Source organism: Rheinheimera tilapiae, assembly GCF_042432165.1.
Classification (GTDB): domain Bacteria; phylum Pseudomonadota; class Gammaproteobacteria; order Enterobacterales; family Alteromonadaceae; genus Pararheinheimera; species Pararheinheimera tilapiae.
This window is the reverse complement of the sequence record NZ_JBHLXP010000001.1, coordinates 37,869-64,394: the sequence shown is the minus strand read 5'-3', so window position 1 is coordinate 64,394 and position 26,526 is coordinate 37,869. Positions and strand designations below refer to the sequence as shown.

18 protein-coding genes are annotated in these 26,526 nt (G+C 53.5%); 4 read left to right on the top strand and 14 right to left on the bottom strand.

Annotated features, from left to right (window positions below; translation table 11 throughout):
- Nucleotides 1–224: 224 nt before the first annotated feature.
- The 4 genes from pulA to ACFFJP_RS00330 all read right to left on the bottom strand — a co-directional run bounded on the left by pulA (nucleotide 225) and on the right by ACFFJP_RS00330 (nucleotide 9,317).
- Nucleotides 225–4,208 carry a pullulanase-type alpha-1,6-glucosidase gene (gene pulA, locus ACFFJP_RS00345; RefSeq protein WP_377239293.1) on the bottom strand — a complete coding sequence of 1,328 codons (3,984 nt, stop codon included), beginning with the start codon at nucleotides 4,206–4,208 and terminating at the stop codon, nucleotides 225–227.
- Nucleotides 4,209–4,238: 30 nt separating this feature from the next.
- The gene (locus ACFFJP_RS00340) at nucleotides 4,239–7,154 is read right to left on the bottom strand and encodes a TonB-dependent receptor (protein ID WP_377239292.1); all 2,916 of its coding nucleotides are present in this window, start codon (nucleotides 7,152–7,154) and stop codon (nucleotides 4,239–4,241) included.
- Between the two features lie 194 nt (nucleotides 7,155–7,348).
- Nucleotides 7,349–8,530 (bottom strand): HD domain-containing phosphohydrolase, encoded by a 1,182-nt coding sequence (locus ACFFJP_RS00335; RefSeq protein WP_377239291.1) that lies wholly within the window; start codon nucleotides 8,528–8,530, stop codon nucleotides 7,349–7,351.
- 151 nt (nucleotides 8,531–8,681) lie between these two features.
- Nucleotides 8,682–9,317: an NAD(P)H-dependent oxidoreductase gene (locus ACFFJP_RS00330; RefSeq protein ID WP_377239290.1), complete on the bottom strand. Its 636-nt coding sequence runs from the start codon at nucleotides 9,315–9,317 to the stop codon at nucleotides 8,682–8,684.
- A gap of 190 nt (nucleotides 9,318–9,507) precedes the next feature.
- Here ACFFJP_RS00330 and trhP point away from each other — a divergent pair, with 190 nt between their 5' ends.
- From trhP to ACFFJP_RS00315, 3 genes are all read left to right on the top strand, one after another.
- Nucleotides 9,508–10,923: a prephenate-dependent tRNA uridine(34) hydroxylase TrhP gene (gene trhP, locus ACFFJP_RS00325; RefSeq protein ID WP_377239289.1), complete on the top strand. Its 1,416-nt coding sequence runs from the start codon at nucleotides 9,508–9,510 to the stop codon at nucleotides 10,921–10,923.
- Nucleotides 10,923–11,138: a YfhL family 4Fe-4S dicluster ferredoxin gene (locus tag ACFFJP_RS00320; protein WP_377239288.1), complete on the top strand. Its 216-nt coding sequence runs from the start codon at nucleotides 10,923–10,925 to the stop codon at nucleotides 11,136–11,138. Before trhP ends, ACFFJP_RS00320 begins: the two co-directional genes overlap by 1 nt.
- 105 nt (nucleotides 11,139–11,243) lie before the next feature.
- Nucleotides 11,244–11,936 carry an outer membrane beta-barrel protein gene (locus tag ACFFJP_RS00315; protein ID WP_377239287.1) on the top strand — a complete coding sequence of 231 codons (693 nt, stop codon included), beginning with the start codon at nucleotides 11,244–11,246 and terminating at the stop codon, nucleotides 11,934–11,936.
- 69 nt (nucleotides 11,937–12,005) lie between these two features.
- On the opposite strand, the gene pmbA is transcribed toward ACFFJP_RS00315, so the two are convergent.
- On the bottom strand, nucleotides 12,006–13,352 hold the full coding sequence (gene pmbA / locus ACFFJP_RS00310; protein ID WP_377239285.1) for a metalloprotease PmbA: 1,347 nt from the start codon (nucleotides 13,350–13,352) through the stop codon (nucleotides 12,006–12,008).
- Nucleotides 13,353–13,502: 150 nt separating this feature from the next.
- Here pmbA and yjgA point away from each other — a divergent pair, with 150 nt between their 5' ends.
- Nucleotides 13,503–14,030 (top strand): ribosome biogenesis factor YjgA, encoded by a 528-nt coding sequence (gene yjgA / locus ACFFJP_RS00305; RefSeq protein ID WP_377239284.1) that lies wholly within the window; start codon nucleotides 13,503–13,505, stop codon nucleotides 14,028–14,030.
- 70 nt (nucleotides 14,031–14,100) lie between these two features.
- On the opposite strand, the gene ACFFJP_RS00300 is transcribed toward yjgA, so the two are convergent.
- The 9 genes from ACFFJP_RS00300 to ACFFJP_RS00260 form a co-directional block, all read right to left on the bottom strand.
- Nucleotides 14,101–14,589, bottom strand: a complete 489-nt coding sequence (locus ACFFJP_RS00300; protein WP_377239283.1) for an anti-virulence regulator CigR family protein — start codon at nucleotides 14,587–14,589, stop codon at nucleotides 14,101–14,103.
- Between the two features lie 83 nt (nucleotides 14,590–14,672).
- Nucleotides 14,673–15,494 carry a PhzF family protein gene (locus ACFFJP_RS00295; RefSeq protein WP_377239281.1) on the bottom strand — a complete coding sequence of 274 codons (822 nt, stop codon included), beginning with the start codon at nucleotides 15,492–15,494 and terminating at the stop codon, nucleotides 14,673–14,675.
- Nucleotides 15,491–16,558, bottom strand: a complete 1,068-nt coding sequence (locus ACFFJP_RS00290; protein ID WP_377239279.1) for a serine hydrolase domain-containing protein — start codon at nucleotides 16,556–16,558, stop codon at nucleotides 15,491–15,493. The genes ACFFJP_RS00295 and ACFFJP_RS00290 overlap by 4 nt, the downstream gene beginning before the upstream one ends.
- A 31-nt stretch (nucleotides 16,559–16,589) precedes the next feature.
- A complete protein-coding gene (pssA, locus tag ACFFJP_RS00285; RefSeq protein WP_377239277.1) occupies nucleotides 16,590–17,933 on the bottom strand; it encodes a CDP-diacylglycerol--serine O-phosphatidyltransferase in 1,344 nt (447 codons plus the stop codon).
- A gap of 158 nt (nucleotides 17,934–18,091) precedes the next feature.
- The gene (gene tldD / locus ACFFJP_RS00280) at nucleotides 18,092–19,549 is read right to left on the bottom strand and encodes a metalloprotease TldD (protein WP_377239275.1); all 1,458 of its coding nucleotides are present in this window, start codon (nucleotides 19,547–19,549) and stop codon (nucleotides 18,092–18,094) included.
- The gene (locus ACFFJP_RS00275) at nucleotides 19,546–20,433 is read right to left on the bottom strand and encodes a carbon-nitrogen hydrolase family protein (protein WP_377239273.1); all 888 of its coding nucleotides are present in this window, start codon (nucleotides 20,431–20,433) and stop codon (nucleotides 19,546–19,548) included. The genes tldD and ACFFJP_RS00275 overlap by 4 nt, the downstream gene beginning before the upstream one ends.
- A complete protein-coding gene (locus tag ACFFJP_RS00270) occupies nucleotides 20,426–24,487 on the bottom strand; it encodes a YhdP family protein (protein WP_377239271.1) in 4,062 nt (1,353 codons plus the stop codon). Before ACFFJP_RS00270 ends, ACFFJP_RS00275 begins: the two co-directional genes overlap by 8 nt.
- Nucleotides 24,487–25,953: a ribonuclease G gene (gene rng / locus ACFFJP_RS00265; protein ID WP_377239270.1), complete on the bottom strand. Its 1,467-nt coding sequence runs from the start codon at nucleotides 25,951–25,953 to the stop codon at nucleotides 24,487–24,489. The genes ACFFJP_RS00270 and rng overlap by 1 nt, the downstream gene beginning before the upstream one ends.
- A complete protein-coding gene (locus ACFFJP_RS00260; protein ID WP_377239269.1) occupies nucleotides 25,950–26,525 on the bottom strand; it encodes a Maf family protein in 576 nt (191 codons plus the stop codon). Before ACFFJP_RS00260 ends, rng begins: the two co-directional genes overlap by 4 nt.
- Between the last annotated feature and the right edge of the window lies 1 nt (nucleotide 26,526).

The following is a 26,526-nucleotide window of genomic DNA, read 5'->3' as shown; positions in this document are numbered from 1 at the left end:
ACCCGCACGCCGCGAAGAAACAAAAATGCAATATTCGCACCACCAATAAATACATTAATAAACAATTGGTTATCTTTAGTGATTTTACATATGTAAATATTATGGACAGCAATACGCTCAATAAATAAACGACCCCGCCGAATTCAAGATGCAGCAAAACAACAACGCCGGCAAAAGCCGGCGTTGGATTCTTCTGGCTGCGAAGCAGCTTTAAATCACCGCAGTTATTGTTTGACCACCTTCAGCACTGGCGCTGTCGGCGTTGCGGCATTCACGGTAAACAGGTAAGTACCGGCTGCTGCAATATTGATTTTCAGGTTATCGTTCGACTGCGCCAGCGTTTTGTTCTGGCCCACAGTCACGGCCTGACCATCACTGCCGGCGCCATAGTTGACGGTCGACCAGTCGGCAGAGGCAAACTTGAACTCATAGTCGCCCGCAGTCAGCGGAATGCTGAACTGATACAGGCCACCGGTGTACACGAACTGACTGGCTTCGCCCCAGCCGTTCATGCTGCCGCGCAGGAACACTTTGGTGGCGCCGTAAGGCACAAACTCAGACACCGTCAGCACTGGCGCTGTAGGTACTGCGGCATTCAATGTGAACACATAAGTGCCGGCACTGAAGTTGGCTTTCATATTGGCGCCTGAACGTTGCAGCGTTTGCGCAACGCCAAACTTCACATCCTGCTCACCGCTCTTCGCACCAAAATCTACCGTCGACCAGTCACCTGAGGCGACTTTGAATTCCTGCGTGCCGCTGCTACCAATGTTAATTTTCGCCTGATAAACCCCGGCACCAACATATTCAAAGGCGTCGACTTCACCCCAGCCATTCATGCCACCACGGACAAAGACTTTAGTCAGGCCATATGGCGCGATATCCGGAGCGCCCATGGTTGCATCGGCTTTCAAACCAGTGCCCTGAGCACCGGCCTGCGCTTTGACAAACACCGCCATGGTGAAAGCCGGCACCACGAAGCTGCCGTCAGCGCCCTGCGCGATAAAACGTGCTTCGCTGACGCGGCTATCGTCTGAATCCTGCTGCACCTGATGCAGGCTAAAGCCTTGCGCCGTCGGTACTTTGTGCGTTTTTTCGCTGCTGGTGCCGTTGATCACCACCACCACAGCATCATGCGCCGGATCTATGTCCGTCAGGCCCATGCCGTCGTCAATGCTCATTACAATCAAGCCTTGCGTCAGGTTTTTGCCGATGTTGTGGAAGCCAACGCGGTCCATTACATCTTTGCCTGAGGTTAAACGGAACAGTTTGCTGGAGTGGCGGATTTTCAGGAAATCCTGGAACACAGCACCGGCCAGTTCAATATGCTCCGGATACGCAGTGGTGTTCGGGTTATTGGCGATGGTTTTAATACTGTCCCAGGCGCCTTGGTTATCCTGCGCCAGCGGCAGACCAACATTCCAGTTGTTGCTTTGTTTACTGAAATCAACAAAGTTGAACCAGTCACCAGCGTCATAGCTGTTGCGATCCATCGACTTCGAGCGCAATAAATCATCGCCCATCTGCAGGAATGGGATGCCTTGTGACAATACCGGAATACCCAGTGCGATATTATGAATGCGCACGCGGTCGTCGATGCTGACTGAGGCTTTTAAACCGAACTGCAGTTTGTCCCACAGCGATTCATTATCGTGTTTGGACACGTAGTTGATGATATCCGCCGGATCTGTGGCGTAACCAGCCGGCTGACCATTCCAGTTCACGCCAGAGGCTTTGCCGGTATTGCCCTGATAATCTTTAAACACAAAGTCTTTTAACGTGCCGGCCAGGCCGATTTCGATAAAGTTTTGTTCTTTTAACTTACCAACATCGCTGTCGCCGCTGAACAAGGCTGCGTTACGCACCGCATCGCGTTCGCGGTCGTTAAAAGTACCAATCTCGGTACCGGCCATATTGGCCTGACGTGCCTGCACAAACCGTGCATCGTTAGCGACTTCACCGAAGTTCCAGCCTTCACCGTAAAAGTAAGTGTCCGCATCGACTTTACGCACCGCATCGCGCGCGGCCAGGATCGAGGCTTTTGGATGGTGACCCATGATGTCAAACCGGAAGCCGTCGAACTTGTATTCTTTGGCCAAAGTCACCAGCGAATCTGCGACAAATTTGTCAAACATCGCATGTTCAGTTGCGGTGTTTTCACAGCAGGTTGAACGCTCAATATTGCCGGTGGTTGGGTTGTAACGGTGGTAATAGCCCGGCACGATTTTGTCGAATACTGAGTTATCAAACAGGCCAGATGAAGAGGTATGGTTGTACACCACATCCAGCACCACGCGCAGGCCAATAGTATGCAGCGCCTGATTCATCGCACGCATTTCTTTGATGCGGGCCACACCTTCAGGGGTCGAAGCGTAAGAACCTTCCGGCACATTAAAGTGCTGCGGGTCGTAGCCCCAGTTGAAGCTGTCGGTGCCACGCATTTCACCGGCCAGAGTCTGGGCATTTTCGCCAGAGTTCTGGAAGCCTTTCATCACATCTTCCAGCTTGGCAGACGCGCTCTGGTTACAGACAGAAGCTTTGGCATTTACTTTACAAAGCTCAGCCACGGTATTGGTTAAATCAACCCGTTTGCTGGCATCTTCGTTGACGGTGGCCATGTCAGTCGCCGGCAACAAATGGAAGTGCGTTAAACCAGCATCGGCTAAGGCTTTTAAATGCTTGACCGGCTGTGATTCCATTTCAGTAAAGGCCAGATACTTGCCACGGTTGGCGGCACTGACGCTGGTATCACGAACCGAGAAATCACGGATGTGGCCTTCATAAATCACCGTATCTTCGGCATTGGCCACCACTGGCACTTCATGGCTGTCCCAGTTGGCTGGTTTAGTGTCAGCATCGGCCAGATTGACGAACTGACTGTAACGGCCATTGGTCGCCGTATTCAGTGAATACGGATCTGTGGCTTCGATGGTCTCGACTTTTTTCGTCAGCGGGTGATACACCTGCACTTCAAAGCGGTAGAACTGACGGTCTAAAGTAGCTTTGGCGCCGCTATAACTCCAGATCCCGGTATTTGCATCCAGTGTCATCGGATTGGTGGCTGTCACCGCTTTGGCCGCGTTAAACACTTTTAATTTGACGCTGCGGGCGGTTGGAGCCCAAACCGACGTTTTGATATTGCTACCGTCATAGCTCAGGCCCAGCGTCGCTTCGTTGGCATCGTTGGCTCCGGTGGTATAGAGGTCATCCAGCACTTTACCGGCCTGTACATGCGAGGCGGCCATCAGCTTATTGGCTGAATCATAAGACGCCAGCACCAGCTGATTTTTCGCCATGGTTTTGGCTTGTTCAGCAGTCAGGTTCAGCTTGTACGCCGGCCAGCTGGCTAAGTGAGGCACTTTGGCTTTTTGCGTGTCGGTTAAGCTGGTTGGTGTGGCTTCTACCGCTTCGCCATTAATGGTCAGCGTATCCGAATCAATCGCCAGATCGGCTGCAGCTGAATGGTGTAATTTCCACTTGGCCACGCCACCTGCAGGTGCGTTCCACAGCAGGGTATTGCGGTCCAGCCAATGCGCAGCGCTGTCACTGATTTGGACGCCGAGTGACACCACAGGGTATGCAAAGACTGAAGCGACACCGGAGAATGTCCAGCCCATCCGCGAGAACTTGGCCACGTCTTTCGGGCCCAGTGGCAGTTGCATATCACTGCCGCCCAGCTCTTTGCCCGCATCATCAGTGCCAATGTGGATAATAAAGTTACCGCAATCGGTAGCCTTACTGCCAACGCCTGCTTTGAGGTTCAGCAACCAATAAGCACCATAGTTTGGATCAACGCCGGTAATTTGCAGACCGTTGTCCCAGCTTGGCGCCAGCGAGTTGTCCTGATAGGCACTACAAGTTTCATTGTTCCAGGTATGTAAACGGTAACCATCATAATTGCGGTCCGCGCGTTTATAGAACAGCACCGCCTGACCAGCACCAGCCATCACCACCGGCGCCGGCGCTGTTGGATCGACACCAATCACACAACTTTCATTGCGTGCATCCGGCACTGTCGGCGCCGGACATTTAATCGGCTTTGGCGCCACACAGGCGGTACCGGCTTCGTTTGGCACTTGCGGCACATTACAGGTCAGCAAGGTTTTGCCCGCTGAGACTGAATCACCGCCGCTGCCGCCACAGGCGGACAGCGTCAGCAGCAGGGCGGCTGTCGCCACCGTCTGCAGCATCGTTTTGATATTCAACATAAATTTATTCTCCATAGAAGCTGCAGCGCCTTACATTGAGTAAGTCACACCCAGGAAATACTGCCGGCCAAAGAACTGGATAGTGCCGGTTTGCGTCTCATCGCCGAAATAGCTTTTGGTCGGTTCGTCGGTGACGTTGTTGACCTGAAACAGCACACTCCACTGGTCGTTGACCTGATACGAGGTCTGCATGTCGACCACAGTTTCACCGTCGAAATTGACGATTTGCTCGTTCACGGCCACTTGTTCAGACACAAACGGGTCGCGGTAACGGGCACTGACGCGCGCTTCAAAACCTTCGTATTCCCAGAACACAGTTCCGGTAAAGACGTTTTCCGATAAACCCGGCAGGCTGATATCGACCGTCGAACCACCGAGGTTGGTTTGCTGCTGGATCTCACTTTCGGTGAAGGAATAGCTGGTGCTGACACCCAAGCCTTGCCATACACCTGGCAGGAACTTAAACACCTGGGTATAAGCCAGTTCAGCACCGCGGATATAACCGCCTTTACTGTTGTTAACCGCCGTGGTGTAGTTACCGTTTTTCACCGGTACCGGCACGCCACTTTCCGGATTGATAATCACGTCCGGCACAAAAAAGCCGGCGCCTTTAAAATCAAACTCGGCAATAGTGAAAGTACTGATAAAGGATTTGATGTTTTTGTAGAACAACGCACCGACCAGCGCCCCTTCGGTTTCACTGAAATAACGTTCCCAGGAAATATCGTACTGGTCGGCATAAAACGGCCGTAAATACGGGTTGTTTTGGCTGGAACCGGAAATAATCCCGTCGTTGTTGATATTGGTACTGGTGTCCGAAGCCAGCCGGTTAATCGGTGGCCGTGACATCACGCGTGCCGCAGCAAAACGCAGCTGGTCATCATCCGTCACGCGGAAGTTCAGGTTCATTTGCGGCAGGTAATCGCGGTAGGTTTCACCCAGTACTGCCGGCGCATATTGGTTATTCACCAGGCCGGCATCGTCAACGATATTCTGCGCGCCGAGTTTCGGGTCACCTCCGACGTTTTGCAGCGATGTCGCCGACTGGTCGGTTTCGACCATCCGCACGCCAAAGTTACCGGACAGCGGAATGCTCCACAGATCGGTATCAATATTAGCCATCAGATAAGCCGACAGTACTTTCTCGTACACTTCACCACTTTGCAGCATCGACCAACCGGTGTCAGGACCACCGGTCACGCGTTGGCTGGCCAGCACACCACTGTTGCCGGTGCCCCAGGTTTTCACTGGCTGCGGAATACCATTTGGGAACCAGGCCGCCAGCGCTTTTTGCTGATCAATCGCCAGGTAGCTGGGGAAATAACTGAAATCCCCTTTAAAATTCACTACCTGCACCATATCGGCGGTCAGCTTCAGCGGTTTTTGCGAGGCAGAGAAAGCGCCGTCATTGCCGTATTCATAGACAGAACGTTCGTTGCTGTATTCACGATCGGAATAACGTAAACCGGCTTCCAGTGACGCAATCACCGGATTATCCAGCCGCCAGGTCGCGTCTAACCGCACCGCATCGACCCGGTCTTCGTTTTCATACGGATAAATACCGTATTTACTCAGCATCACGCGGTTGATGTCAGAAAAAGCAGCGGCCTGGTTAAAGCCTAAGTCCGGCAGATTGAGGCCATTGAGTTTGTAAGACATCGATACGTTATCGTCAAACACCGGCGTGGCGGCATTGGCGTCTTTCGCCACTAACGACCAAAGCAGACCGTTGCGGAAATCACTTTGTGCCGCTGAGTGCGATAAATCCAGGTTCAGCTTAAAGTTCTCAGTGACGTCCCAATCAGCGTTCACGCCAAAACTCTGAACTTCGTCAAAATCCTGGTTGTCGTCGTTGACGATCTCAACCCGGGTAAAGCTTTTTGAAGTGCGGTTAAAGGTCCCGCCAATCACTGAGTTGCCATTCAAGACTGGATTGGCCACCGAAGTGCTGGCTCCACCTAATTTGGCGCGGAAACCGCGGGCAAAGGCTTCAGAATCAAATTTGGACACAAAAGCATCCGCCTTTAACGTAAAGGCATCGTGCGGTACCCACTCCAGCGCAGCCATATAGCCGTTACGGACTTCTTCACCGCCTTTGTGCTGCATTTCAAAACCTTCGCTGACGAATTCGTTCGGCACGGTTTCTTTGATGCCGTCGACATCCATACTGGTGTTGTACGCCAAGCCAATAAACTGTGTTGCAACTGAAGGCTGGTACAAGCGGGCATAACCTAAGGCGACACCGAGTTTGTCATCGGCAAACTTGCCCTGATAGGAGAAACTCAAACGGTCGCCCATCTCCTGACCGTCCGGCACTTCGCTGGCACGGTCGTTAAACATGCCACGTGCATTGACGGTAAAGGTATGTTGTTCGCTGTTGCGCAATGGGCTGGCCGTTTGCAATTCAACAGTACCGGCAACGCCACCTTCAATCAGTGAGGCTTTTGGTGACTTGTAAACGGCAGCCGATGAGATCAGCTCGGAAGGATATTGGTCAAACTCAATACTGCGGCTACCGCTGGTACTGACCTGCTCGCGGCCATTTAAGGTTGAAAAGACAAAACCACCGGACATGCCGCGGATGTTTATCTCCGCTGCCTGACCACCGGTACGTACCGCCGAGATCCCCGGCAAACGCGTTAATGCATCCGCCATCGACACATCCGGCAGAGCGCCTAAATCGTCAGCTGAAATAGTTTCGGAAACGGTGTCATTAAAACGTTTGAGATTCAGTGATTTAATCAAAGAGCCAGAATAGCTTTTGACTTCAATCACTTCGATATCTTCTTTGGTCTGTTTTTTTGAACTGGAGGCTTGCGTTTTTGGGTCTGCTGCGGAGGCGTTGCTGATGGCTTCCGGCGTTTGTTGTGCTGCCCATACAGGCAGAACACAACAGCCGGCTGCAGCCAACGCCAGCGTGATCGCGCTGAGTTTGCTTCTGAACATGTTGTCTTCCCGGTCAGTGAACATGGTCCGGGATCAACTGCGCATCCTTGGCCACGTAATGTTGTTATGCAACGAACATTAATTGACCAGTACTGGTGCAAGAACAACATGAATACGTATTCAATGCACAGCTAAATTACTCTACCTCGATATAACCGCCGTTTCTGCACAGTCACGGTGCAACACCGCAAAAATCATCGCTGAAAATGCTGTTTGTGCAGCTTCACCGCTTCGTTTAGCAGACCAACCCAAAACGGATCGAACTTAGAGCCGGCGGCTTTACTAATTTCGACCAGCGCCGTGATTAATTGCCGGTTGCTGGCTTCCTGATGTTCATGCTGATTGGTCAGTAAATCAAACTCATCGACAATCCGCAGCAAGCGCGCGCCTTCACTGATATCTTCAGCGTCGAGGCCGTCAGGAAAACCACTGCCATCCTGCTGTTCATGGTGTTGCCAAATCATTGCTGCCGCGTCCTGCCAGCGCGGCGAACTCGCGACCAGCGAGGCGCCCATTTCAACGTGACGCTGCCAAACACTGAGTTGCTCCGGATCCGCACGCCCCTGCGCATCCAGCATCTGTAGCGGTAAAAATGACATGCCGAGGTCATGTAGCATCACAGCGACCGCCAACTGGATTTGGTCGAGTTTATTGCCCGCCAGCCGGTTCATTTCCAACGCTAAAAACAACTGCCGGGCCGAACGGCCTTGCCAGCGTGGATGCCGCTGTTCCAAAGCCGGTAACAGCTGGATAAAAAATTCTAAATCGGCATCCATCCGGATACGGTAGTACTGCAGCAAACGACGGCAGGCGTCGACCGCCGAGGAAGCTTTCGGTTCAGTAGTGGCAGTGCTGTTGACGACATCAGGCAATTCATCTTTAATCGCCAGCGCCTGCACATGCGTTGAGTCCAATAAACCCAACACCTGACGGATCCGTACCCCACGTGAGCGTTCATCGGCGCTGGTCAGGCCGGTCAGACGCTGACAAATTTGTTGTAACTCGCCTGGCGTCAGCGGTTTAGGCGCATCGGCGATGCTGGCTTCTACCCATTGCTGGGTGCGGTCCAGTGTCAGCTGGATCACGTCGCACAAAGAACTGTCATATGCCATGTGGCCTTTGCGGATATCGTCCAGTACATCTTCGAGACTTTGCAGCAATGGGATCAGCGAAAACAGACCGATAAACCCCAGATTACCTTTGATGGTGTGTACCACGCGGAAGATGCCATGCAGTAGTTCTGGCTGTTGCGGATGCTGTTCCAGCTCAATTAAGGTGGCTTCACATTGCTCGTAGGCGTCACGAAAATCTTCAAAGAAATCATCGACACAGTCGCGTTGTAACTCGTCAGGGCGGTTTAGATTCAGCTGGCTCATAGTTAGGCTTCCGGTACGACAAAAACCCAGTGTAGACAGAACCTTAGTTGGTGTATAGCGGCAAACCAGCGATGGAGATCGGAAAAAACCAGCGTCAGGGGGCTTTGGAGCTTAAAATCGTCCTGACACCATGACACTGGCGGCAGAAAAGTTAACGCCGGATCACAAAATCTGCAGTACTGCGGCGAACCTTTTGTAAGTTGACCAACCAGTCGCCTTCAGTCGCACGATAGCCCAGCGGCAACAACAATACCGAGCGCAGGCCCAGCGCTTTCAGGCCCAGGATCTCGTCGACCACTTCCGGCTCAAAACCTTCCATCGGTGTGCTGTCAACGCCTTCTTCCGCTGCAGCAATCAATGCACTGCCGAGGCCAATGTAAGCCTGACGCGCGGCATGCTGGAAGTTTTCTTCCGGCGTACGGTTCGGATAGAAGTTCAACAGTTTCTGGCGGTATGCTTCCCAGCCTTCGTTACGAATGCCACGTTGCTCGTTGACCAGGTCAAACATCAAATTGATACGCTCTGCGCTGTAGTGGTCCCATGCGGCGAATACCAACAGATGCGACGCGTCGGTCACCTGGCTTTGATTCCAGGCATGGGCGCGGATTTTCGCTTTGGTTTCAGCGTCTGTGATCACCAGTACCTGATACGGCTGCAAACCGCTGGAACTGGCACTCAGGCGAATAGCTTCCAGGATCCGCTCTACCTTCTCTTCCGGTACGACTTGAGTGGCATCCATTTTTTTAGCGGCATAACGCCATGATAATAAACGTAAAGTTTCTGACATCAATATGACTCCGACTGAATAATGCATATAGCTTACCATTTTTGTACCTTTCGGTATATAAATAAGAAACCATGATTCCCTCTTTTTGTTATAAAGCCAACACAGCGACCCGCCTCGATCCTTGCGCCAGATCAAAAAAGCCAGGTGCCCTTTGCGTCATAATCCGCGCCATTTTTTCCGGAGCGGCGCCATGACTTCCACCCTATCTCAGCCCCAATCAGTACAAACCCATTTCCGCCCCGAACTGTTGTCACCGGCCGGCACGCTGAAAGCGATGCGGTATGCTTTTGCCTATGGTGCAGATGCGGTCTATGCCGGCATGCCACGTTATAGTTTGCGCGTGCGCAACAACGAGTTTGATTTGCCAACGCTGGCACTGGGGATCCAGGAAGCGCATGCACTCGGCAAGAAGTTGTATTGCGTACTGAACAGCGCGCCGCATAATGCCAAGCTGGAAACGCTGGTCGACGACATTGCTGAAGTAGTGGCGCTGGGCCCGGATGCGCTGATTGTTAGTGATCCGGGCGTCATTCATCTGATCCGCCAGCATTTTCCACAAGTGGAGCTGCATTTATCGGTGCAGGCCAATACGGTGAACTGGGCCGCCGTGCAGTTTTGGGCGCAAAATGGCATTTCTCGGGTGATTTTGTCGCGCGAACTGGCGCTGGATGAAATCGAACAGATCCGCCGCAAGGTGCCGCAGATGGAGCTGGAAGTGTTTGTGCATGGCGCGCTCTGTATGGCCTATTCCGGCCGTTGCCTGCTGTCAGGTTATATGGACAAACGCGACCCGAACCAGGGTACCTGCACCAACGCCTGCCGCTGGCCGTATCAGGTCACCACCGCGACCGAAAATGACGTGGGTCAGTTTGTGCCGGCGGTCGATGCTACAGCGCCGGCAGAGCAGCCTGCAGCCGCTTTGTCGCTGCATCAGCATGCGCCGGTGAACGATATTATCCTGCTGACCGATCCGCAAAAGCCGGGCGAACAAATGCCGGCCTTTGAAGATGAACACGGCACTTACATTATGAATTCCAAAGATTTACGGGCGATCCAGCATGTAGACCGTTTAACGCGGGCCAAAGTACACAGCCTTAAAATCGAAGGCCGCACCAAATCGTTTTATTATGCCGCCCGTACCGCGCAGATTTATCGCCGCGCCATTGAAGATGCGGTGGCTGGCCGGCCTTTCAATCCGCAGCTGCTGACTGAACTGGATGGCCTGGCATCGCGTGGTTATACCGAAGGCTTCCTGCGCCGGCACATCCCAATCCATGAACTACAAAACTATGAAAAAAGCGCATCAAGCAGCGATCAGCAGCAGTTTGTTGGCGAAGTGACCGGTATCGATGCCGCCACTGGCCGCGCCTGGGTCGAAGTGAAAAACCAGTTTAATGTCGGTGATACGCTGGTCCTGATGGCGCCATCAGGCAACCGGCAGATTTGCCTGCAACAGCTGTGGAATAAAACAGGTGAACAGATCCAACGCGCACCAGGTGCCGGACACCGCGTACAAATCGAACTGCCGGAAGGTATGACCGCAGATTATGTGCTGATTATCCGTGAGTTACCTCAGGCCGAAATCAGCAGCCGGGATTGTGCCTGATGGCGCTGCAAATCCTCGAGGCCTGCATCAACTGCGACATGTGCGGGCCTGAATGTCCGAACAGCGCTATCTCAATGCAGGTCGTCGCCAGCGGCAAGAAGATTTACCAGATAGACACAACGCTTTGCACTGAATGCGAAGGGTTTTATCCCGAGCCAACCTGCGTGCAGGTCTGCCCTATTGATGTGGTGGTGAAAGTCGGCGTGTCGAAATAACAACCAATTGATTACATTAAGTTACATTTCATTTTCACTTACTGTCTTTTTTCGCTAGAGTAGGCCCCGCATTGATGCATCCACATGAATTCAGGGATATTTCCTATGTTAAAAATGACTGTTGCAGCTATGACGCTGCTAACTGCCACCGCAGCAGTGGCACAAGACACTGCACCATTATCAGCCGTATCAGTACAAGGCGACTTTGGTTATGCTCATCACAGAGCCGGCTCTGAAGACGACAATGAATCCGGCCAGGATTTTGCTCCAGGCGTTGCATTGACCTACCATATCGACCCACAGTGGGCCATCCGCCTGCAGCATGTGAATGCCGGCGAATTCACAGCTTTTGCTGAACCGGTGACTATTTATCTGCAAAATGCCAGGGTTTTTGTAGACGCCAAACTTGAATCAAAAGCTAGTTGGACTGGCCTGATGGGTCAATATCAATCCATTCAACAACCCCAGAGTTGGTCTTTTGGCGTGCGTTTTGGTGCAACATTCTGGAAACACGAACTGGCATTCAGTCAGGTAGTTAAGCAAGTCTCGCACTCAACGCTGAATTTTATGCTTGGCGAGAGATATGCTGACAGCGGCAGCGACAATGGCGTCGATATTCTTGGCGGTGTATTTGCACAGTACCACTTCAGTGACAAGCTGGCATTGACTGCAGACTTAGATTTGGCACCATTCAGTACGAATGCGGCTGCTGAGCTTAATGGGGCTGATACACTAGACCAGACCAAAATGGACTATCACATCAGCCGCATTGGTGTTGGCGTGCAATATCGTTTTTGATTGCTAAGTTCCCACCAAAAAAAAGCCTGAACTCAGAAGATTCAGGCTTTTTAACTGTTTAGCCAAATCTTAATGCCCGGCGATTTGCATTTGATTCAGCAGCACAGAGCCGGTCAGCACGCCGCCACGACGGTCAACATCATTACCAATCGCGGCGATATCCATAAACATCTGCGCCAGATTGCCGGCAATCGTCACTTCACTGACCGGGAACTGGATCTGACCGTTTTCAACCCAGAAACCGGCCGCACCACGCGAGTAATCGCCAGTCACGCCATTAACGCCCTGCCCCATCAGTTCAGTCACCAGCAAGCCGGTGCCCATATCGCGCAGCAGCTGCGCCAAATTGGCATCCCCATGTTGCACATACCAGTTATGAATACCACCGGCGTGGCCGGTGCTGGCCATGCCGAGTTTACGCGCGGAATAACTGGAGGTTAACCAGCTGTGTAACACGCCGTCGGTAATGATCTGACGGTCGCTGGTTTTGACGCCTTCGCCGTCGAAAGGACTGGATGCCAGACCTTGCAGCACATGCGGCCGCTCACTGATATTGACCCGGGACGCCATCACTTGCTGGCCCAGTTTATCCAGTAAAAAACTCGATTTGCGGTAAATACTGCCACCGCTGATCGCAGACACTAAATGGCCAAATAAGCTGCTGGCAACGTCAGCGCGAAACAGTACCGGCACTTTTTGTGTCGGTATTGTGCGGCTATTCAGGCGCTGGATGGTTTCATCTGCGGCTTCACGGCCAATCGCGGCTGCGTCTTTTAAATCTTCTAAGCGGCGACCAACGGTGTAGCTGTAATCGCGTTGCATATCTTCGCCATCTTCACCAATAACCGAGCAGCTCATGCTATGACGGCTGCTTGGATAACCCACCAGCTGACCATGGCTGTTGCCGTATACTTTCAGGCCCTGATGCGAGGAAAATGACGCGCCGTCTGAATTGGTGATGCGTTTATCCACCGCAAACGCGGCTTCTTCTGCCGCCGCACACCAGGCGGTGGCCTGTTCAGTACTGACCGATGCCGGATGATACAAATCTAAGTCAGGCGGGCTCAGTTCCAGCCAGCTCGCTTCGGCAAGGCCGGCACAGGGATCTTCAGAGGTATAACGGGCGATATCAATGGCAGCTTCAACAGTGCGCTTTAACGCCGCCGGGCTCAGATCCGCAGTCGATGCTGAGCCTTTACGTTGGCCGACGTAAACGCTTATGCCAAGACCACCGTCCTGATTAAATTCCAATGTCTCGACTTCGCCGTGGCGGGTTTCGACGCTCAGACCGCGGGTCCGGTTCATCGACGCTTCGGCGCTGCTGGCACCGAGCTGACGCGCATGCGCCAACACCTGGCTGACGGCGGCTTTGACTTCATCGATTTCTTGCTGAATAGTCGGCATGGGTTGACTCATAACGGGCTGAAAATCCTCAAGGTTGCAGACTGGCAAGCTTACCACAGCCACCGAAAAAGCGCAGAAGTCTGCGCCTGTTATAGCACTGGCGCGGCTTTTCGTTGCCATCTTTGATATACTGGTGGGATTTCCGGCAACAAAACTGAAGTTATGGCAGATATTACTGATTTTACCCACGGCGACGACTGGGACCGCGAGGAAGGCAAAAGCAAAACGCAGATCAAAAAAGAGATGCTGGCATTGCAGGAACTCGGCGAAGAGCTGGTCGCATTAAGCCCGGCCGCCCGTGCCAAGATCCCGATGGACAACGAGCTGGCCGACGCCTTAAAACTGGCCGACAAGCTGGTGAAGAAACACGAAGCCTACCGCCGCCATATGCAGTTCATCGGCAAAGTGATGCGTGGCACTGATCTGGAACCGATTGAACGCGCGTTAGCGGTCGTTCGCAATACCAATCAGGCGGCGACCCGCAAGTTTCACCTGATTGAAGACTGGCGTGACAAATTGTTAGCAAGTAATGAAGCCGTCACTGAATTTATCGCGGAATACCCACAGGTTGAAGTGCAACAACTGCGAACTTTGATCCGGAACGCGAAAAAAGAACAAGAAAAACAACAGCCAGGTAAATCATACCGTGAATTGTTTCAGCTGATTAAGCCGGCAATTATTGGCGAATAATTTGTTGCTGATGCTGAGAATAAAACAGGCCGCAATTGCGGCCTGTTTTATTATTGAGTTGGCGTTTGTTTTAAAACACATCAAACAGCACGTCGGCAATGACCGCGGTCGCCACTGCAACTAACACTAAATCCGAGCCGCAAATCTGCCATTCGTAGCCATTATGCTGCGGTAAAGACACCAGCAAATCCGGTTGTGTGACTTTTTTTGCGATGCCGGGTGGCAGCGGTTTACCACGCGCCAGCTGTTTACGGATGCCTGGTGGTAACTGTCTGCCACCACTGATTTGATATTGCCGGACAAGCTGACGAGCATCTATCACGGATATCCCGGCCGAACTTAACGTCAGCTGCAGCCCGCTTTGCGGCTGTGCTAGCGATGGCTTCGATTGCTGAAATTTGTGCTCTTTCTCCGCCACTTTCTGCGCTTTTTCTGCATGTTTACCGCTTTTATTTGCACCATGCTGCGCTTTGTCCTGACCCTGCCCCGGCATCGACCAACCTGGTGCGGCGCATAACACCAACACCAGCAACCAAATCCGTTTGAGATATTTGCTCATTTGCTGTCTCCTCTGAACTGCAGTCACCGTTATCGGCTCCAAACCAGCATAGCACGCAATGCTTCTAAGCCCCGGTGGACGATTTACACCGGCAAATCAATCTGCCCCTGCAGGTACAACCGCGCCTGACCGCTGACCTGGACCCGTTCGCCCTGCAGTGCACAGCGCAGCACGCCGCCACGGCTTGACGCCTGATAGGCCAGCAACTCAGTTTTATCCAGCCGCGCCGCCCAATAGGGTGCGAGACCGGCGTGGATTGAGCCAGTCACCGGATCTTCATCGCCACCATTAGCCGGCCAGAAATAGCGGCTGACAAAGTCATATTGGCCTGCTGCGAAACCTTGACCTGGCGCCGTGGCTACCACGTCAAATGGCCACAGGGTTTTTAATAAAGTCATATCAGGTTGTAGCGTCGCGACTTGTGCGGCCTCGTCATAGACAACAAACCAAGCCTGTTCACTACGCAGCACTGCTACCGGCTGATGATTCAGCGCCTGCAACAGCGCGGCCGGCACTTCCGCCTGCACTGTGGCCGGGCGCGCCGGGAAATTCATATCCAGCCAACCATCCTGCCCCTGCACCACGGACAGATCACCGACCTTTAAAGTACTGAAGCGCAGGCTGGCCACAGGTTCGCGTTGCAACAACACATAAGCCGCTGCCAGCGTGGCATGACCACAAAAATCGATTTCACACAGTGGCGAGAACCAGCGGATTTGATAATGGCCATCGCCCAGCCGTTTGACGAATGCGGTTTCCGACAGATTGTTTTCCTGGGCGATCTGCAGCATCAGCGCATCCGGCAGCCAATCGGTCATCGTTACTGGCAATGGCACCACGGCAGCGGCATTGCCGGCAAACAGCGTGTCGGTAAAGGCGTCGACTTGGAAAATATCCAGTTTCATAGTTGCACAGCTCCTGCCGTCAGCAATTGCGCGCGCAGCGCCTGACGGATCTGATCATGAAAATAAAAAGCGCGTTGAATGTCGGCCGGGTCCAGCGACAATGGCTCCAGCAGTACCAGCCCGGTCGCTGATTGCGGATAAAACAAAGTGGTACTGATATAACCATCGACAAAACCGCTGTGGCTATATTCAGTCAGGCCTTCGGTGCTACTGATTTGCAGTCCAAAACCATAACCCAGCGCACCCCAACGGTGCGGCCGTAGCATTTGTGGACTGGTCATTTGCTGATAGCTGGCCGGTTTTAACAGCGATTGCTGATGCAAACACTGTTGCCAGCGAATTAAATCCCCGGCAGAACTCACCAGACGGCCAGAAGGATTGTTGCTGAAAGCTACATCCAGCGGCGCAGCCACTAACTTGCCAGCGCGCTCGGTTAGGCCGGCAACCAGCAAAGGGGCTTGTGAGGTTAGCTGATTTGCTGATGGCGCGAAGCTGTGGGTCATCTCACAATGACGAAATAACCGTGCCGTCTGTGCCGCATAAGGTTCACCATACACCCGCTCCAGTACCTCACCTAATAAATCATAGCCGGCATTGCTATAAGCAAAGGTGCTGCCCGGTGTGCCGGTTGGAGCAGTCCCGCCCTGACCCAAACCTGAGCTGTGCTCGAGTAAATGTTTAATGGTGATGGCATCGCCAAAGCGTTCGCGATGCTCTGGCAGGAACTTCACTAAAGGGTCTTGCAGCGTAAGCCGTTGCTGGTCAACCGCCTGCAGGATCAGGGCGGCAGTGATTTGCTTTGATTGCGATCCAATGATGAACTGACGTTGTGCGGTCAGCGGTGTGGTTTTACTGCTGAAATTCCACAGCAGTTTGCCCTGCTGCGCCACCAACACAATACCGCTAAAAGGCAACTGGGCACGCGGCCCAGCCGGCTTCATTGCTTTATCCAGCGCGACATGGTCCAGTTGCAACGCTGGCACCGCAGCCTGTAACGGGCCTGCGCCAAACAAAAAAAGTCCTGCGATCAGACAGTACCAAGGCTTTGTATTGAGATGTCGCATCGCAGAACTCCTTTTCAATGCCAGGATAAGCTTAAATCAAGCGTTTGAGCACCATATCCACACCGACGCCTTTGATTTTTGCCAGCAGCTTTTGTACCGGCTCCGGATAGTCCCGCATCATTTCAATCTCGCTGAAATGATTGATTTTGCTGGTATTCAGGAAAATTTGCTGCTGTTCATGACTGAGCTGTGCCTGCAACTGGCCTAACTCATCGTTCACCAGAATGCCATTTTCATAGTCCAGCGCAAATGCGCGTGGATTCAGGTTGTGGCCGGTAAACAAATGCCGGCGACCGTCGACGCTGACACCTTTTAAGTGATAACTGTTGTCTTCGTGTTTCCACAGCCGGATATCCAGCAGGCCGTGATCGATAAAGCTCTGATTCCGTTTCACAAACTTGCGCAGGATGGTCTCATACAGGTAAGGCAGGCCGCCAATCCGGCTAAAGCGTTGTGTCGGCGGGATATAAAAGTCGTTGGCGGTTTTGTCGCCGACCACAATAGTGACCTTCACGCCGCGTTTCAGACATTTTCGCAGCGCCTTGGCCAACACCGGTGGCGGGTTAAAATACGGTGTATAAATCAGCACATCTTTTTCTGCCAGCGCCAAAATGGCCAGCAACGTTTGATTTAACTGATTTTTTAACCGCCCCATCCCCATCAATAAACTGGCGCGCAACGGTGCGTCCGATTGGCCTTGTTGTGGGTAACGGTTGGCGCGGGCATGTTTCAGCCAGCCACGGTGATGCGGTTTGTAATGTTGTGCCAGCAGTGGGTCGTCCGATAACAGGCTTTGCACCACTTGCGCCTGATCCAGGATCTGCTGATGACCGGCCACAAAGGCATCGGCCAATGGCTGGTTGTGGATCAGCATGTAGCGGTCCGCGCGATAACGCACCGGCACGCCCATATAGACATTGTTCAGTGACGCGCCCGAGTACAGCAGGGTGTCATCAAACACAAAACCTTTTAAATGCAGCACGCCAAACAGCTCACGCCGTTTCACCGGCACGCCGAGAATTTGGATTTGTTCGGGGTATTGCGCGCCAATTTCGCGATAAAAATCAGCATTGGTTTTCATGCCGGCTTGGCCAATCAGACCGCGGCGGGCGCGATGAAAATCGACATAGACGCGGATATCCAGCTGCGGATTTTGCTGTTTGGCCTGATACAAGGCCCGCAATACTTCTTCACCAGCTTCGTCGGCCTGCAGATATAACGCCGTCAGCACAATACGGCGGCGGGCACCTGCGATCAGTTCCAGTACTTTGGCTTTGTATTCAGTGGCATGACACAGTATTTCCACTGCGGCCGCTTCAAACGCCGTCGCTGGCAATGCTGCCAGCCGGCGTTTGTTTAACATCTGTCCTAACATAGGTCCGTAGATCCCTGCGGTTGTCGGTGTTGCAACGCCGGCTTCTGTGACCGGCTGGCATTGAGCTTGTGCTCAGAAAACCGGGCTATTATGCGGCAAAGTCCAAGCGCTGGCAAAACGGCCGGCAGAAACCGCCAGCGTTATGCCCAACGCTTTTATTAAGCCGTGCCACCGACCGTCATACTGTCCAGCTTCAATGTAGGCTGCCCCACGCCAACCGGCACGCTCTGGCCTTGTTTGCCACAGACGCCGACACCGGCGTCGAGCTTCAGATCGCGGCCGACCATCGATACTTTTTGCATCGCTTCCGGGCCATTACCAATCAGCGTGGCACCTTTAATTGGCGCGGTAATTTTGCCATCTTCAATCAGGTAGGCTTCACTGGCCGAGAACACAAACTTACCGGACGTGATGTCGACCTGACCGCCACCGAAATTCGGCGCATAAATACCTTTTTTCACTGAGGCGATGATTTCTTCCGGCGCATACTCACCGGCCAGCATATAAGTGTTGGTCATCCGCGGCATCGGCAGGTGGGCAAAAGACTCACGCCGACCGTTACCAGTCACCGGCACATTCATCAGCATGGCATTGTGTTTATCCTGAATGTACCCCTTCAGAATACCGTTTTCGATCAGCACGTTATATTGACCCGGCGTGCCTTCGTCATCAATATTCAGCGAGCCACGCCGGCCAGCTAAAGTACCGTCGTCGACGATAGTGCAGTGTTTGGACGCCACCTGTTCACCGATGCGGCCAGAGAAAGTTGAGGCACCTTTGCGGTTAAAATCACCTTCGAGACCATGACCAACCGCCTCATGTAACAACACGCCCGGCCAGCCGGCGCCGAGCACTACTGGCATCATGCCGGCCGGTGCATCGATGGCGGTCAGATTGACCTGCGCCTGACGCACTGCTTCACGGGCGTAGCTCATCCAGCGCGGCTCGCCGTCCAGATCTTCGCTGAAATAGGCGTAACTGGTACGGGCGCCACCACCGGCACTGCCGCGCTCACGCCGGCCGTCCTGCTGCAACAGCACTGAGCAGTTCAGCCGTACTAAAGGCCGGATATCGGCGGCATAAGTGCCATCGCTGGCAGCCACCAGCATTTCTTCATAAACACCGGAGAGGCTCACCATCACCTGTTCGGCACGGCTGTCTAGCGTGCGGATAAAGGCTTCCATCTGGTGCAGCATCGCCACTTTTTCGGTATTTGTCAGACTTTGCAGCGGCTCACAAGGCAAATAGATGGCGCTGTTGGCTGATTTGCTGAATGCTTTGACCTGGCCTTGCTGGCCATGTGCGGCGATACCACGCGCCGCCGTTGCTGCGGTTTGCAGAGCTTGTTTCGATATCGTGTCAGCGTAAGCAAAACCGGCTTTTTCGCCGGTCACGGCCCGCACACCGACCCCGCGTTCGATATTAAAGGAGCCGTCTTTGACCAAGCCATCTTCCAGTACCCAGGACTCATGCACACTGGACTGAAAATACAGATCCGCGTAATCCAGCTGATGCGCAAACAGGAAACTGAGACTGTGCGCCACATCCTGATCGGTCAGGTCGCTCGCGGCGATCAGATTCTGTTCCACTGCATTTAGCATCGCGATATTGCTCATAGCCTCTCACTTTTAATTTGGTCACACGTAAATTGATTGTGGGCCGCCAGCGGCATTTTACTGCGTACGCCGGTCACCTCGTTTAAATCGATCCGGACTGAGATCAGCCCGGGTAATGTGCCGGCATCAGCCAACACCTGACCCCAGGGGTCAATAATCAGACTGTGGCCATAGGTCTGGCGGCCATTGGCATGGGTACCGGTTTGTGCCGGCGCCAGTAAAAAGCACTGGGTTTCAATTGCCCGCGCCCGCAGCAGTGTATGCCAGTGCGCGGCCCCCGTCACTGTGGTGAATGCCGACGGCAGGCATAACAGATTCATGCCCTGCTGGCGCAACAACTGAAACAGTCCCGGAAAACGCACATCATAACAAATCGCCAGGCCGGCTTTGAGCAGACCCAAATCTGCCACTGTCACTTTGTTGCCAGGCATGGTAGCTGACGATTCACGATAACTGGCGGTTTGGTCACTGACATCGGCGTCAAACAGATGCATTTTCTGATAGTCCGCCAGCAAAGCGCCATCCGGTCCAAATAACAGAGTACTGGCGCTGAACCGGGTCGGATCTGCGCTTTGTGTTGGTAAAGTACCGACTAACAGATAGACCTGATGCTGGCGCGCAAGTTGACTGAGCTGTTGTTGCAACGGGCCTTCTACACTGTGCTGTTCAGCCAGCGGCTCAGCAATGGCCAGGTTGGCACCGTCGGCGCCGGCAAAGCATAAAGCTCCTTCTGGCAGCGCGACCAGCTGTGGCCGGTCAGCCGGGATTTGCTGCAATAGCGCGGCGATTTGCTGCAGATTCTCGGCCGGATCGGGGCTACTACACAGCTGCAATGCCGTCAGTTGCCAAATTGAGGTTTCGAGATCAGTCCCGATATCAGTCATGTTGTACTCCGCCAGCGTCTATCACCGGGGTATCATCAACCGGTTTGGCTTCTGGCATTGGCCGGTCTGGCGCCAAAGCACCTTCCACCGGCGCTTCTGGCAACAGCGGACTCGGTTGCGCAGTCTCTTCAGCGATGGCTGGTGTTGTCGCCAGCGGTGGTTTCACCGGTTTTGGTAACGCATCGGCCGGGATCGTAACTTTTTTGCTATTACGCTCCAGCTCAGTCACGGTCGGATTATCGAGATCGCCGGTGACACTAAAATTAATTTTTGAGATCACTTCCGCCGACTGGAACATTTCATCCAGCGCGTAGGCCGCGACACCCGACACCGGATTGACCATCCAGGCCAGGATCACCGGCAAGCTGGAGGTTACTTTCGGGCTGAATGCCATTTGATAATCAATTTGCCGCGCTTTTAAATCAGCTGCTCCGGACATTTCGATGTCGCCGGCAACCCCATCCACTTTGGTATCTGTCGTAGTGGAAACGCCGTGATCGATCTGCATCGAACCACGCATGCTGTTGTAGAAAAATCCTTTGGCAAACACATCACGAAAATCCAGCCGTAACTTACGCACCAGCGAGTCGAGACTGAATAACGAGAAAATGCGCGTGCCGCCATCACTGACTTCAACCAGCGAGCCTTCGCCCAGATCCCAGCCGATACCGCCGCTTAGGGTCTGGCGGTTAAACTGAAACGGCGTCCCTTGCCAGCTCAACGCGTCCAACGTGATTTTGGCTTTGCTGCCGCTCATACTGCGGCTTAAGTCATATTCCTGCATCAACTGGCCAAAGGCCGGGCTTTGCAGCGTGCCGCTTAGCCGCGTCTCACCGAGGCCGTCGTCTTTTTGCCAGTCACCTTGCATAGTCCAGCGATGGCCGTCGCGCTGGCTGGAGAATTCACTTAACGTCCAGCTGCTACCGTCGCTGTGGGCTTTGGCCTGCACTTCTCCGAGATCATAATCGCCGACAATACAGGCCTTACAATGCAACTGGATCGGCGGCAGCTCGGCCAGCCACGGCATCGGCGTTAATTTGGCAAAAGCTTCGGCTTCCAACGCAGCATAATCTGGTTTTTGCGCCGCTTCAGCTTCCAAAAGTTGCTGTGCTTTTAACTCGGCCGCAGCCAGTTTCGCTACCTGTTGATTGGCAAAAATCAGCTGTAGCCGGGTCAGGTCAGCTTTGATGCCCTCTTCCTTCAATTGGCGGGAAAACCACAGGTCGCCTTGTGCTTCGTCGGCATTGAGATTGAGCTGATAACTGTCAGGCTGAGGCGTCAGGTGAAAACGCAATTGATGCAGAAATACATCATCAAACAGCTGCAACTCGCCGATCCGGCCATTCACCGCCGTCAGGGCCGGAAACAGCGCATCTTCACTTGGCGTTATAGCCGCCAGCTGGTTTTGCAATAAACTAAGCCACGGTAGCAGTTCTGCCTGTTCCAGATTGACGTCGATATAAAAGCCATCCTGCAACTGACTGCTGGGCAGTCCGAGACTTAACAGCGCACCGGTGATTTTGCCGCTTTGCTGATCTAAACGTGCCTGCAACTGCGCCTGATCGCCATAACGCATCTCAATCGCAGAGCCTTGCTCGTTGCCTTTACTTTGCAGCAACACCGTGGCGCCGTCGGCCGCGGTTTTGCCAAAAGGCGCCGGTAACTGCAGCTCAGCGGCGGCTAAATCCATCAGCGCCGTTGATTCGTAAGAAAAGCCAGTTTGCGGCAGCTGAATATTTAAATCCCAGTTGAAATTGGCCTGGCCTTTGCCCAGCACCTGCCAATCTTCCGACACCAGCGCCAGCAGCTTATCGATATCTTGTTCGCCATGTGCTTTCAGCTGGACCTGATAGCCCTCCGCCTGCTGCGCGCCATGCAAAGTAGCATTCAGCGGCACACCATGACTGACAAACATCAGTTTCTCACTGTCGATTTTGTCGTTATCAAACTGCAGATGGCCCTGCAGCTGTTCCACCGCGACGGCTGGCGCGCGAATATTCAGCTGATTGGCAAAAAACTCAACGTCACCCAAAGCGCGCACACCGGTTTTTTTCAAACCAATCTGGAGCTGCACTTTGGCGTTTACCAAACCGCTGACGCCGAGATAATCCAGCGTGGCGCCGACCGATTCGCTGAGTGGCGATGCCAGCATCAGACCCGTCACAGCTTCAGCTTGCGTCTGGCGCCCGATATCGATCAGTAACGTCTCGGCGTGAAACAGGTCCGGGATCCGGGCCGTCACACCATCTTCCAGCGCGACGTCAAACAACTGACCGGCCTGACTTTGGATCAGCATGCCGGCATTTTCAAACAACAACTCGGCCTGCATGCCTTTAATCACCGGCCAATGCGGGTCAAACGAAAACTCGGTATCAGCGATAAATGCCTGCGCCTGGAAAATGCCGTTGTGCTTGTCGTAGGGGAAATCTTTAAAAGCGCCGTGCCACAGCACCCGAGCCACCGGGATTTGGCCGCTTATCAGCGCCGGTGTCAGGTAATTGATCACCGACTGCGGCATATGCCGGGTCGGGAAATAATGCCGGGCGTCGGCGACCGGCACTTTCCGCAGTTCGCCGAGCAAGGTCATGCCGGGTTTGTCACCCAGTTCCAATACCAGCTGCGCATCTGCTTCGATTTGCGGATGACGTAAGCTAAGTCGCGGAATTTGTACCCGCCACTGGCCTTGTTGCTGCAGCACTTCAATCCGGGTCTGCAGGCTCTGATACGGCGTGGCGCGGCTGAACGCTTCGCCCCAGCTCAAGGCGCCATCCATGCCCTGCAAATCCAGCAGCACATAGTCCGGGCTGGCACTGAAATGGCCGGTAAGGCCGGTTAAACCTGGCACGTCGTCGACCGCGACTGAACTGAAATCAATGAAATCGCCGCTGACAAACCATTGTTTGTCGTTCAGCTGCATGCCGAGCTGGGTAATACGGGCGTCGGTCTGAAACGACAGAATTTTCCTAAGCGCCGTTGAATCTTCGGCAAACAGTTGGGCCAGTGGCACCGCCGCCTGTAATTGCAGCTGCTGTAACGAGCCGGAATACACGCCTTGCTGACTGACTAACTGCAGCTGGAAATCATGCCAGCTTTGCGCGCCTGAAGTCAGTGTCAGCTGGCTCGACAACAGCTGCCAGCCATCTGCTGTCGGTTGCCATAGCAGCTGACCTTTACCGAGGCTCAGTTGTTGGGTTTGATCGTCTTGCCGCCACATCAGGCGGTTTTCGGCCAGACCAATCTGAATTTGTTGCAAAGTGCCGCCCGCGATCTCGCCCCAGGCCTGAAAATTGATATCGGCGCGCGCCAGCTTGCGCGTCTCCGGCAGCAAGGTTTCGAACCATGGCAGTACGTTCAGATCATTGCTGGACAGGTACAACTGGCCGCGGCTTTTCGCCAGACTGTCGCCGGTTAAATCGAGGATAAAAGCGATGGCATTGCCGGTGACGCCTGCAATCACCACTTCACCAGACCCTTGGTGGCGTTCGCCGGCATTCAGCCAGGCTAGCCGGCGGATCTGCATCTCAATGGGTGGGGTATATTGCGAGCGTAAGGTCAGTTTACTGTCGACCAGCGTGAAGTTTTTCAGTTGCTGAAACAGCAATTGTTCAACAGCGCTGAGCAGTGGTTCCGGGTCCGTCGCGGGCGTTTCGGCGTTTTGTTGTAACAACCGCTGGCTGTCGATGGTCAGGTGCAAGCCCGACAGCTCAAAATCGTCCGCTTTCAGTTGCAGGCTGGTCAGGCTGGCCCAAAAATCGAGGCGAACCCGCAGTTCAGCCACCTGCAGCAGCGTATCGCCAGCTGGGGTCTGTACGGCCACTTCTTGCAGTAACAAGGCCGGACCGCTGGATTGCCAGGCTGCGCTGAGCTGGCCTATCCGGACCGGCGCGCCATATTGCGCAGCGATGAATTGCTCAATATCTGCTTTATAACCAGTGGCATAAGGCAAACCTACCCGCAGCAACGTAACCAGAGTCGCAAGCAGCACCAAACCGACCGCAAACAGCAGCCAGAGTTTGTGCAGACAAAACCAACCGGCACGCTGAAGTCGCGCCACTACATCATCACCACGTCAAATTGTTCCTGGGTATATTGCGGCTCAATCACTACGCTGATTTGCTTACTGATAAAGACTTCAAGCTCAGCCAGGTTATGGTATTCATCGTTGATTAAAGCATCCTTAACCGCTGGTGACGCATACACCATAAACTTGTCGGTGGCGTAAGCGCGGTTGACGCGGACAATTTCCCGCATGATCTCAAAGCACACGGTCTCGACCGTTTTCAGTGAACCACGGCCAGCACAGACCGGACATTCAGTGCACAGCACATGTTCCAGACTCTCGCGGGTACGTTTGCGCGTCATTTCCACCAGGCCTAAGGCGGAAAAGCCATGAATATTGGTTTTGGTTTTATCCCGCGACAGTGCGATTTCAAGACTGTGCAACACACGGCGTTGATGTTCTTCGCTTTGCATGTCGATAAAATCGATGATGATAATGCCACCGAGATTGCGTAATCGCAGCTGACGGGCAATCGCCTGCGTCGCTTCGGTGTTGGTATTAAAGATGGTTTCTTCCAGATTGCGGTGGCCGACAAAAGCGCCGGTGTTGACGTCAATTGTTGTCATCGCTTCGGTTTGATCAATGATCAGATAACCGCCGCTTTTCAGTGGCACTTTGCGGTCGAGCGCACGCTGAATTTCGTTTTCGACATCAAACAGGTCGAATACCGGCCGCTCACCGGGGTAATACTCAAGCTTTTCCGTCATCTGCGGAATAAACTCTTCGGTGAAGGCGTGCAGCGCCTGCCAGGTCATTTTCGAATCAACCCGCACCCGCTCTAAATCACTGCCGACAAAGTCGCGCAGGATACGGAAAGCCAACGTTAAATCTTCATACAACATCGCTTCTTTGCGGTGTTTTTGTTTACGCTTCTGGATTTTGGCCCAGAGTTTTTTCAGAAATCGTGCATCTTGCAATAGTTCAAGTTCACAGGCGCCGTCCGCTGCTGTCCGGACAATAAAGCCGCCATTATCATCATCCAGGCAAGTGGAGACGATGTCTTTTAAACGCTGACGCTCAGCATCGGAATCAATGCGTTGTGACACGCCGACATGCGGTGAACCCGGCATAAACACCAGATAACGCGACGGCAGCGTGATGTCGGTGGTCAGCCGGGCTCCTTTCGTGCCGAGTGGATCTTTCACCACCTGGACCAACAGATACTGGCCTTCATGCACCAGCAGGCGGATATCTTTAACCGCGGAAACTTTGACTTCAGGATCATGCGCATCGCGCTGCACAATGTCGGATGCATGCAAAAATGCCGCTTTATCCAAGCCAATATCAACAAACGCCGCCTGCATGCCAGGTAATACCCGGCTGACTTTGCCGATGTAAATATTGCCAACCAGACCATGACGCGCCTGGCGTTCGATATGTACTTCCTGCAATACCCCGTTTTCAATCAGCGCGACGCGGGTTTCACTCGGGGTGACGTTGATCAGCAGTTCTGCACTCATGAAGCCTCCGGCAACGTCGCCAATAAGGCGGCAGTTTCATATAACGGCAAACCGACCACAGCAAAATAACTGCCATGAATTTTTTCGATAAAACGCCCGCCCAGCCCCTGAATACCATAACCACCGGCTTTGTCGGCCGGCTCACCGCTGTGCCAGTAGTCCTGCATCTGCGCTGGTGTCAGCGCACCGAACCAGACATCGGTCGCGACTGTCACGGCCTGCGGCTCGTTGCTCGCATCCAGACACAGCGCCACAGCGGTATACACCTGATGACCACGACCGCTTAATAACTGCATCATGCGCAGAAAATCAGCTTCGTCCTGCGGTTTACCGAGGATCTCGCCATCAACGACCACAATGGTATCCGCGCCCAGCGTTGGCAGCGGTTGCGCCTGCACAGCAAAACCAGCCTGTGCTTTGGCCTTGGCCAGTCGTAATACATAATCAGCTGCGTTTTCGCCGGGCAATACCGACTCATCTATCGGCGCCTGAACCACGACAAAATCAACACCCAGTTGCGCCAAAAGTTCACGGCGACGGGGCGAGGCAGAAGCAAGAGCGACAGCGGTCATA